This window comes from Limosilactobacillus reuteri subsp. porcinus, assembly GCF_036621895.1.
Classification (GTDB): domain Bacteria; phylum Bacillota; class Bacilli; order Lactobacillales; family Lactobacillaceae; genus Limosilactobacillus; species Limosilactobacillus reuteri_J.
In genome coordinates, this window is record NZ_LN887381.1 from 18,455 (window position 1) to 29,214 (window position 10,760).

The 10,760-nt window shown below is 39.2% G+C and carries 10 protein-coding genes; 4 read left to right on the plus strand and 6 right to left on the minus strand.

What is annotated here, in order from left to right; genetic code table 11:
- Nucleotide 1: 1 nt before the first annotated feature.
- From AACL61_RS03795 to AACL61_RS03820, 6 genes are read right to left on the minus strand one after another with little or no spacing between them, the layout of a single operon-like run.
- A complete protein-coding gene (locus AACL61_RS03795; protein WP_063164059.1) occupies nucleotides 2–286 on the minus strand; it encodes a hypothetical protein in 285 nt (94 codons plus the stop codon).
- On the minus strand, nucleotides 276–848 hold the full coding sequence (locus AACL61_RS03800; protein WP_063164060.1) for an NTP transferase domain-containing protein: 573 nt from the start codon (nucleotides 846–848) through the stop codon (nucleotides 276–278). Before AACL61_RS03800 ends, AACL61_RS03795 begins: the two co-directional genes overlap by 11 nt.
- The gene (mobB, locus tag AACL61_RS03805; RefSeq protein ID WP_003671870.1) at nucleotides 845–1,336 is read right to left on the minus strand and encodes a molybdopterin-guanine dinucleotide biosynthesis protein B; all 492 of its coding nucleotides are present in this window, start codon (nucleotides 1,334–1,336) and stop codon (nucleotides 845–847) included. The genes AACL61_RS03800 and mobB overlap by 4 nt, the downstream gene beginning before the upstream one ends.
- Nucleotides 1,315–2,532, minus strand: coding sequence for a molybdopterin molybdotransferase MoeA (locus tag AACL61_RS03810; RefSeq protein WP_063164061.1), 1,218 nt, complete (start codon nucleotides 2,530–2,532; stop codon nucleotides 1,315–1,317). Before AACL61_RS03810 ends, mobB begins: the two co-directional genes overlap by 22 nt.
- Entirely contained in the window at nucleotides 2,522–3,019 is a 498-nt protein-coding gene (locus AACL61_RS03815; protein ID WP_063164062.1) for a MogA/MoaB family molybdenum cofactor biosynthesis protein, read from the minus strand. Before AACL61_RS03815 ends, AACL61_RS03810 begins: the two co-directional genes overlap by 11 nt.
- Nucleotides 3,016–4,035 (minus strand): HesA/MoeB/ThiF family protein, encoded by a 1,020-nt coding sequence (locus tag AACL61_RS03820; protein ID WP_063164063.1) that lies wholly within the window; start codon nucleotides 4,033–4,035, stop codon nucleotides 3,016–3,018. The genes AACL61_RS03815 and AACL61_RS03820 overlap by 4 nt, the downstream gene beginning before the upstream one ends.
- 144 nt (nucleotides 4,036–4,179) lie before the next feature.
- On the opposite strand from AACL61_RS03820, the gene AACL61_RS03825 reads away from it, so the two are divergent.
- From AACL61_RS03825 to narI, 4 genes are read left to right on the plus strand one after another with little or no spacing between them, the layout of a single operon-like run.
- Entirely contained in the window at nucleotides 4,180–7,845 is a 3,666-nt protein-coding gene (locus tag AACL61_RS03825) for a nitrate reductase subunit alpha (RefSeq protein WP_339111012.1), read from the plus strand.
- Entirely contained in the window at nucleotides 7,835–9,394 is a 1,560-nt protein-coding gene (gene narH, locus AACL61_RS03830) for a nitrate reductase subunit beta (protein ID WP_003663646.1), read from the plus strand. The genes AACL61_RS03825 and narH overlap by 11 nt, the downstream gene beginning before the upstream one ends.
- Entirely contained in the window at nucleotides 9,387–9,965 is a 579-nt protein-coding gene (gene narJ, locus AACL61_RS03835) for a nitrate reductase molybdenum cofactor assembly chaperone (protein ID WP_063164065.1), read from the plus strand. Before narH ends, narJ begins: the two co-directional genes overlap by 8 nt.
- Complete coding sequence (narI, locus tag AACL61_RS03840) at nucleotides 9,958–10,647, plus strand: respiratory nitrate reductase subunit gamma (protein ID WP_063164066.1); 690 nt, start codon at nucleotides 9,958–9,960, stop codon at nucleotides 10,645–10,647. The genes narJ and narI overlap by 8 nt, the downstream gene beginning before the upstream one ends.
- The last annotated feature ends 113 nt before the right edge of the window (nucleotides 10,648–10,760 follow it).

Sequence of the window (10,760 nt, forward strand, 5' to 3'; positions counted from 1 at the left end):
TTTAAGGATGTCGTGGTAATCCCATCGATGGTCCCTGGAAATACTTAGTTGCACTAAAATCAAATTTCGGATCCTGAAATTCGCGGTAATGATCAAAATCAGCTTGAATCTGTTGAATTTGGTCGTCCAGTTGTTCTAACTCCGCATCTTTTTCCAGCGAACTCATTTGTTGGCTTACTTCTTGTTCCCGATTTTCTAGCATTGTTCGTCTAATTGTTAAGTCATTTAAAACAAGGGAAATGAGCTTTTGAAAATCAGGATTTGTCATTGAATCTTTACTTTTCATTTAAATCGACCTCACGATAGTTTAAATTTGAAAATTCGTTACTTGAGCGATACTTAAGGGGGTGGCAGACGCACTTATTAGTGATGAAACTACGTAATCGCCAGTCATCATTATTATCAACCCAAGTAGTAACTTGTTCATTGCTAACTGAAAAATGAGCTAATGAATAGTGATTGTGCTGACTTGTTGCAATATAAGAGTTGGACGTACGAGCAAGAACAGCAAGTGAATCTTTTGTGAGATAAGGATAATCAACAGCCAGAGTTAAATAGTCCTGAAGAGTTGAAAAATGACCAGTACAAGCAATAATTGCTGAGAGGGGACCATGATGATCATAAGGGGGAATATCACAGATAATCTGCACAGCCGGTTCTTGACCAACCAACTCTAATATATGAGCTCGATTTATTTCATTAGCACAAACAACGATCTGCTGACAAAAGGGTGTTAATTTCTCGACTGCTAGCTCTATATTGGTAGCTGGTAATCCTGGAACATGATAAGTAGCTTTATCTTTCCCAAAACGGGTAGATTTACCACCAGCATATACTAATCCAATCATCCTGCATCCCCCTTTACTTGTTTTAAGTAGTCATAGCACCAATTTACAATTGCATCTTTTCCTAATAAGTCAGCGGTTGTTCCATTAAAGATACTACCTATTTTAAGAGGGGGAGTATGAGCAACATTGGTAGGATCTTCGCCAGGCTTTAATAATAAAATTTGCGGATATTGAGTGGCTTCCTTATGACCTTCAATCAAGACAAAATCATTGTCGGTACTTAATAATTCAACCATTTCCGTTAAAGACGGAACATTACTTTTTTGATGAAAGAAAAATTCAGTCGCAGATTGTAAAATAACCTGTTTAGCTCCAGCACTACTCATTCTAGCACTGTCAGTAGTTGGCACATCCATTGCGGCATTATGGGCATCATGTTTAAGAGCAGCTACTCGATACCCTTCTTTTGAGAGCCTTTCGATTAAAGTCGTAGTGATAAGAGTCTTGCCGCTTTTTTTATGACCGATTATTTGAAGGGTAATAGCCATGCGTCTGTCTCCGTTCCGACCTTCATTGGAGTAGTACTATGCGGAATCAGTGCTAAACAGGTTGTCGTCTGGAGGTTAGCTAATGAGCCAGATCTGTTGATTCCATTTGGATAAACATAAAACTGATTATCTTTGAATTCATAAGTACAACGAAGATACCGATCGAACCCGTTTGTTTTATTATATGGGGCCGCTAATATTGCCCGTACTTGCTTAATTCGGCTGGCTTGGTGTTGATAACGGCGAATCAGCGGTTCCATATAAAGGTAAAAACCAGTAAAACAAGCTCCTGGATTCCCAGAAAGGGCCATTATTAACGTATTATTTTGAACAAAGGCAGTCGTAACGCTTCCTGGTCGTTGTTTAATCTTATTAAAAAGCAATTCATCAGCTTTACGTGCTTCATCTCCAATAAAATCAAAATCACCAACTGAAACACCACCATCAGTAATTACAATTTCATGAGTTGCTATTTGTTCTTCAAGAGTCTGCTTGATAAGATCAGCATCATCTGGTAATTGGGTTTCAAAATCAACAATCCCACCAGTTTCCTCTACAAGATTTTTTAACATAATACCATTACTATTAAAGATCTTTCCCGGTTCAATCGTGGCATTAGGTCCTAATAATTCAGTTCCAGTGGCGATAATTGCAATCCGTGGTTTTTTATAAACTGTTACTTCTTGAACACCAAAAGCCGTTAAAACTGCTAGACCACCGGGATTTATTTCCTGGTCTTTTGCTAAAACGATATCACCGCTTTTTACATCAGTACCAGCTTCCGTAATGTTAGTCTTGCTTTCAGTCGTAATAATTTGAACCTTATTTTCATCTTTAGCGGGCCGCGTTTTTTCAATTCGAATTACTTTTCCTACATCAGAAGGGACATATGCACCAGTCATAATTCGGACCGCATCCCCTGATTGTAATGGTTGATCCCAAGTTGCTCCAGCTTGAATCTCTCCTCGGATGTTAAATTCGCGAGGGAAGTCATGATCATCGCTGGCTAAAATGGCATAACCATCCATTCCAGCCCGTCGAAAATGAGGATAATCATAATTGGCATGAACATCTTTAGCTAAAACACAGTGGTTAGCTTCTGATAACGGGATTGTCTCTGTAGCTGTTTTAAGGGGAATTTCGTTAATCTTTTTCTGTGCCTCGGCAACAGAGATTGGAATTCTTCTAGTGAGCATGGTGATGAACTTCCTTTCGTTGAGAACTGCTTTCAAATAATAAATGTTCATATTCTGGAAAAATTAGTTTGTTTAGAGCCGTTTGACAGGCATTCTGGGAACCAGGTAAACAATAGGTAAGCTGATTGCGGAAATTAAATCCGGCTAGGGCTTGTGATGCAAGCGCACGAGTACCAATTTCATCAAAAGATATCTGGCGAAACGCTTCCCCAAAACCCGGAATTAGACGTTTGAGGAGTGGACGGATAGCCGGAATAGTAACATCACGCTGAGCAATTCCTGTTCCACCATTAGTAATGATGATATCAAGAGCTTGTTGTTCTAGTTGAAGGTAGGCAGTTTGAATATTGACAATATCATCATTAACGATTACCCGATCAACTACTGATAAGCCCGCGTTAGCCATCTTCATAGCAATTAATTTTCCAGAAGTATCGCTATCTAATGTTCGGCTATCGCTAACCGTTAAAATTGCGATTTTTTTCATAATAGGTCTTCTTTCATCAAAATATTTAACGACTTAAACTGTTTCTGGGCAATCGCCGAAGTAGGTAAGTCATACATAACAATCTTACCATTCTTGAATATACTTACTGGACGATTTTCCCATTTAAAATGAAGAAACAATCGATTTGCGTTAATTAAGAGCTCTTTTTTAGCCAAAAATTCTTTAAGTCTGCCAAAATTAATAGGTTTCTCTTTGATCGTATAATATGCATTTTCCCCACATAACATATGTAATTCTGGTGCTGATTCTTCTTCTAAAGAAATACTGCTTGGCTTAGCACAGGTGGGACAATGGTAATTTTTATTAATAGCAAACTTACTAAATTGCATTGACCAATTGTCAACCGCGATCAATTCATTAAAATTAACCTGTGTTTTGTCAACCAGATAATGAAGCGCTAAAGATACCTGTAGTCCCGCCACAATCGGGATTAAAGCAGTATTAACCCCAATTAAATCACAATCGTTTTGTTTTAATTCATTAATATTAGGAAAAAGACAGTTTAAGCAGGGATGATTTTGTGGCGAAATCGCCATTACGTTCCCATAGGTTCCTGCACAGCTGGCAAACAGATAATCAAAGTTTTTGATGATTGCTAATTTGTTTAATAGATCCCGTGCTTGATAATTATCAAGACAGTCTAAACAAAGGGTAAACTGATATTCGTCAATAAGGTCAGCAGTAATCGGCGCTGGGATCGCAGTAATTTGACATACTGAATTAATTTTATGTAAATGTTCTTTAGCTGCTTCGACCTTAAGCCGTTGTTGGCTAGCATCTGCTTCGGTGAAAAGCGATTGACGTTGAAGATTAGTTACGTCAACAGTGTCAGGATCAATCAAGACAAGTCTTTTAACTCCAGCACGGACAAGTTGCTCGGCTGTATAACTTCCCAATGCCCCTACACCGACAATCATAATAGTTGCATGGCTAATTTTTTGCTGACCAATACTACCAATTTGATGTACCCTTTCTTGACGATCATAACGATTCATGGATATTAGCACCTCATTTAGTTCAAAATATAGGTATTTCCCTAGTCGTAGTATAGCAGTTATGGTGCTAATCTTTACATTAGGGAAAAGACTTACTTTATTTTTAATATTGGTAAGCCATTCAATAAAGGAGGTCAATCAACGATGAAGTCACGGTTCTTTAACAAGGTTGATAAGTTTAATGGAACCTTTACACAACTTGAAGAAAATAGTCGTCGTTGGGAAAAGCTTTATCGCCAGCGATGGGCGCATGACAAAGTTGTCCGAACAACTCATGGAGTTAACTGTACAGGCTCGTGTTCTTGGAATGTTTATGTCAAGCAAGGAATTATTACTTGGGAACACCAAGCCACAGATTATCCATCATGCGGACCTAATATTCCAGGATATGAACCACGGGGATGTCCTCGGGGAGCTAGTTTCTCTTGGTATGAATACAGTCCCGTTCGAATTAAGTATCCATATATTCGTGGCAAGTTATGGGAGCTTTGGACTGCTGCCAAGAAAGAACATGAAAATCCCTTAGATGCGTGGGCAAGTATTGTCGAAGATCCAGAAAAGTCTAAAAAATATAAGAAGGTCCGAGGACACGGTGGCTTAATTCGTGTTCATCGTTATGAAGCATTAGAAATGATTTCAGCTGCTTGCTTATACACAATTAAGAAGTATGGGCCTGACCGCATTGGTGGTTTTACCCCAATTCCTGCAATGTCAATGATGAGTTTTAGTGCCGGAGCACGGTTCATTGCCTTAATGGGTGGGGAACAAATGAGTTTCTACGATTGGTATGCTGATCTACCGCCTGCATCTCCCCAAGTTTGGGGTGAACAGACTGATGTTCCAGAATCTGCAGAATGGTATAACAGTTCCTATATTATTATGTGGGGATCAAACGTTCCATTAACTCGGACACCAGATGCACACTTCATGACAGAAGTTAGGTACAAAGGAACAAAGATTGTAGCAGTTAGCCCTGATTATGCTGAAAATGTGAAATTTGCTGATGATTGGCTTGCACCAGAACCAGGTAGTGATTCTGCTGTTGCTCAAGCGATGACCTATGTAATTTTAGATGAATTCTACCAAAAGCACCCAGTTAAACGTTTCATTGATTACTCCAAGCGATTTACTGATTTACCATTTATGGTTGAATTGGAACCAAGTATAGCAAATGGTGATCACTATACACCAGGTCGCTTCGTCCGGATTAGTGACTTAGTTGCTGATGATACGATTGTCAATCCAGCATGGAAGACAGTGGTTTATGACCAAAATAACCACAAGATTGTTGTTCCAAATGGAACGATGGGACAAGAATATAATGCTAAGGAAAAATGGAATCTTGAATTATTAGACCAAAATGGTAATAAGATTGATCCGGCACTTTCTATTAATGATCAAGATGGCGAAACTGAACAAATTATTGCTGATTTTCCAGCGTTTAGTAATGACGGAAACAGCGTTGTGCAACGTCATTTACCAGTTAAAAAGCTCAAATTCACAGATGGCAAAGAACACTTGGTAACTAATGTTTATGATCTGATGATGGCTCAAATGGGAATTAATCGGACTGGTAATGATGAACTTGCTGCTAAAGATGCAATGGATGCTGAGAGTTACTTTACTCCTGCTTGGCAAGAAAGCCGTTCGGGAGTAAAAGCAGAGCAAGTTATTCAAATTGCTCGTGAATTTGCCCAAAACGCGGCCGAAAATGAAGGGCGGAGTATGGTAATCATGGGTGGTGGGGTCAACCACTGGTTCAATGCCGATATGAACTATCGAAACATTATTAATATGCTGATGCTGTGTGGTTGTGTTGGTATGACTGGTGGTGGTTGGGCTCACTACGTTGGTCAAGAAAAGCTCCGTCCACAAGAGGGTTGGGCAAATATTACTTTTGCTAATGACTGGGAAAAAGGTGGTGCCCGTCAAATGCAAGGTACTACTTGGTATTACTTTGCAACTGATCAATGGCGTTATGAAGAAATTGATAACCAAGCTCAAAAATCACCTGTTTGGAAGAGTAAACATTCCTACTTACATAATGCTGATTATAATCAAATGGCAATTCGTTTAGGATGGTTACCATCATACCCACAATTTGATCGTAATCCGTTATCTTTTGCAAAAGATTACAATACAACTGATATTAATGAAATTTCAAAGAAAGTTGTCGATGAATTGAAGAAGGGCTCTTTACATTTTGCTGCTGAAGATCCTGATGCTAACCAAAATCAACCCAAAGCGTTCTTCTTATGGCGTTCAAACTTATTTGCTTCTTCTGGCAAAGGTGCCGAATACTTTATGAAACATTTATTAGGCGCTGAAAATGGATTGCTTGCTAAACCTAATGATCGAGTTAAGCCCCAGGATATGATTTGGCGTGATAAAGGAGCAATTGGTAAGTTAGATCTTGTTGTTGATATGGACTTCCGAATGGTTTCAACACCAATGTACTCCGATGTTGTCCTACCAGCTGCTACTTGGTATGAAAAGAAGGACCTTTCATCAACTGATATGCATCCATTTATTCACCCATTTAATGCAGCAGTTAGTCCAATGTGGGAATCAAAGTCTGACTGGCAACAATTCAAGCTCTTGGCTAAGACTGTTTCTGAAATGGCAAAGAAATACATGCCGGGAACCTTCTATGATCTTAAGAGCGCACCACTAGGACATAATACTCAAGGGGAAATCGCTCAACCATACGGGGAAATTAAAGATTGGAAGAACGGTGAAACAGAACCAATCCCTGGAAAAACCATGCCTTCTTTAAAATTAGTTACCCGTGATTATACTAAGATCTATGACAAATACATCACTCTTGGCCCTAATATAGTAAATAATTATAACTATAAAGTTGATGATCAATATGATTACCTCAAAGACATGAATGGAATTGCTAGTGAAGGCATTGGTGCAGGCTGTCCATTACTTGATGAAGACGAAAAAGTATGTGATGCAATCTTACGGATGTCAACTGCTTCCAATGGTAAACTCGCTGATCGAGCTTGGGAAAAGAAGCAAGAACGGACTGGTGAACATTTGACAGATATTGGTCGCGGTCATGCTGATGATTCAATGTCGTTTAAGCAAATCACTGCTCAACCACAAGAAGCTTATCCAACACCAATCGGAACTTCTGCTAAACATGGTGGAGCTCGCTACACACCATTTTCATTAATGACTGAGCGAAATATTCCTACATTTACTCTTACAGGTCGTCAGCATTTCTACATTGATCATGAAATTTTCCGTGAATTTGGTGAAAATATGGCAACTTATAAACCATCCTTACCACCAGTTGTAATGGCCCCAGGAGATGTTGATGTTCCACCAGTAAAAGATGAAGTTACACTTAAATATATGACTCCTCATGGTAAATGGAATATTCATACGATGTACTACGATAACCTTGAAATGTTGACATTATTCCGGGGTGGTCCAACTATTTGGATTAGTCCCCAAGATGCCGATAAGATTAAGGTAAAAGATAACGACTGGATCGAAGTTTATAACCGTAATGGGGTTGTTACTGCGCGGGCGGTTGTTTCTGTTCGGATGCCTGAGGGGTCAATGTACATGTACCATGCCCAAGATAATGAAATTTACGAACCTCTTTCTACCATTACCGGTAATCGTGGGGGATCACATAATGCACCGACGCAAATCCACATTAAGCCAACACACATGGTTGGAGGATACAGCCAATTGAGTTACGGTTGGAATTACTATGGACCAACTGGAAACCAACGTGATCTTTATGCAAATGTAAGAAAGTTGAAGAAGGTGAACTGGAGTGAAGATTAAAGCACAAATCAGCATGGTCTTAAACCTCGATAAGTGTATTGGTTGTCATACCTGTTCAGTAACTTGTAAGAATACATGGACAAATCGTCCAGGCGCTGAATACATGTGGTTTAATAATGTTGAAACTAAGCCAGGTGTCGGTTATCCAAAACGCTGGGAAGATGAAGATCAATACCATGGAGGGTGGACTCTTAATTCAAAAGGTAAATTAAAATTACGTGCTGGAAGCAAATTAAATAAAATCGCTCTTGGTAAGATTTTTTACAATAATGATATGCCAGAGTTAGATAACTACTACGAACCATGGACCTATGACTATAAGACATTATTTGGTCCTGAACAAAAGCACCAACCCGTTGCTCGTCCTAAGTCGCAAATTACTGGCGAAGGAATGGAATTAACCACTGGTCCTAACTGGGATGATGACTTAGCGGGATCAACTGAATATGTCCAACAGGATCCTAACATGCAAAAAATTGAAGGGGATATCAAAAATAACTTTGAGCAGGCATTTATGATGTATCTTCCCCGATTATGTGAGCACTGTTTGAATGCACCTTGTGTAGCCTCTTGTCCATCAGGCGCAATGTACAAACGAGATGAAGATGGGATTGTTTTAGTAGACCAAGAACGCTGCCGGGGATGGCGTTTTTGCATGACTGGATGTCCATATAAGAAGGTCTACTTTAACTGGAAAACTCATAAGGCTGAAAAATGTACTTTTTGTTATCCGCGAATTGAAGAAGGTCAACCAACAGTTTGCGCCGAAACCTGTGTCGGTCGAATTCGATATATTGGTGCTATTCTATACGATGCTGATCGAGTAGAAGAGGCAGCATCAACTCCTGATGAGAGTAAGCTGTATGAAGCACAACTTGGCTTATTCCTCGATCCCAACGATCCTGAAGTTGTCAAGCAAGCACTCAAGGATGGCATTTCTGAAGAGATGATTGAAGCTGCACAAAAGTCACCGATCTATAAAATGGCAGTAAAAGAAAAGATTGCCTTCCCACTTCATCCAGAATACCGGACAATGCCAATGGTTTGGTATATTCCGCCGCTATCACCAGTTATGAGTTACTTTGAAGGACGGGACTCAATAAAGAATCCTGAAATGATCTTCCCAGGAATTGATCAAATGCGGGTGCCTGTTCAATACTTGGCAAGTCTATTAACTGCTGGAAACGTTCCTGTCATCAAGAAAGCCTTATATAAACTTGCAATGATGCGGCTATACATGCGTGCTAAGACTAGTGGTCGGGATTTTGATAGCAGTAAACTAGAACGAGTTGATTTAACAGAAGAACGGGCAACATCACTTTATCGTTTACTGGCAATTGCTAAATATGAAGACCGCTTTGTTATCCCAAGTAGCCAAAAGGCAGAAATGGAAGATGCACAAACTGAACAAGGTAGTCTTGGCTATGATGAATGTGAAGGCTGTGCATTAGCTCCCCAACACAAGAGTATGTTTAAGAAGGCAGAAGCTGGCAAATCAACTAATCAGATTTATGCTGATAGTTTCTATGGAGGGATTTGGCGTGATTGATTTTAGACGATTAATAGATTTAAAAGATACATTTGCCATTCTTTCACGCTTGATTGACTATCCTGAGACGGAAACATTTTCACCAGAGATTCGCCAATTATTACTTACAGATAACGCATTATCAACTGCAACGCGGGGAGAATTATTAAGCCTCTTTGATGAATTAGCTGCATTATCTCCAATCGAAGTTCAAGAGATGTACGCTCGCCTTTTTGAAATGAATCGACGCTATACTCTTTATATGTCATACTACAAGATGACTGATTCCCGTGAACGAGGAACCATTTTAGCACGGTTGAAAATGCTATATGAGATGTTTGGTATATCAGAGGCGACTAGTGAACTTTCTGATTATTTGCCTTTATTGTTAGAATTTCTAGCATATGGCGATTATACTAATGATCCGCGTCGTCAGGATATCCAATTAGCATTAAGTGTGATTGAAGATGGAACTTATACCCTTTTAAAAAATGCAGTGATAGATAGTGATAGTCCCTATATTCAGTTAATCAGGCTTACACGTTCATTAATTGGTTCGTGTATTAAAATGGAGGTGCAGGAAGATGCATAGTGGCTGGTCAATTTTCTTATGGGTTATTTATCCATATATAATGTTGGCATCATTTTTCATTGGAACATTTGTTAGATTTAAATATTTCCATCCCTCAATTACTGCCAAATCAAGCGAACTTTTTGAAAAGAAATGGCTAATGATCGGAAGCGTTACTTTCCACATTGGAATTATTTTAGCTTTCTTTGGTCACTTCTTAGGAATGTTTATTCCAGCAAGTTGGACAGCTTATTTTGGGATCACTGAACATATGTACCACATCTTTGGGTCATTGATGATGGGAATTCCAGCAGGGATCCTTGCATTTGTGGGAATTGCGATTCTTACTTATCGACGAATGACTTGTTCTCGTGTTTATAAGACAAGTGATATCAATGATATTATTGTCGACTGGGCTTTACTGATTACAATTGCATTAGGTCTAGCAAGTACTATTACGGGTGCATTTATCGATTACAATTATCGAACAACGATTAGTCCATGGGCAAGAAGCCTCTTTGTTCTTAATCCTCAATGGCAATTGATGCGTTCAGTGCCATTAATTTATAAAATTCACGTTCTCTGTGGATTAGCAATTTTTGGTTACTTCCCATACACCCGGTTGGTTCACGCTTTAACGCTACCTTGGCAATATATTTTCCGTCGTTTTATTGTTTATCGTCGACGCGCAAGAGTTTATTAATATATAAGAAGATATAATAAAAGCATCAGATTTCTTCACAGAGGAATTCTGATGCTTTTATATTAATGTCTTTAGACCTGGTTGAGTGCGCGAGCAGAGCGAGTGCACGAAAC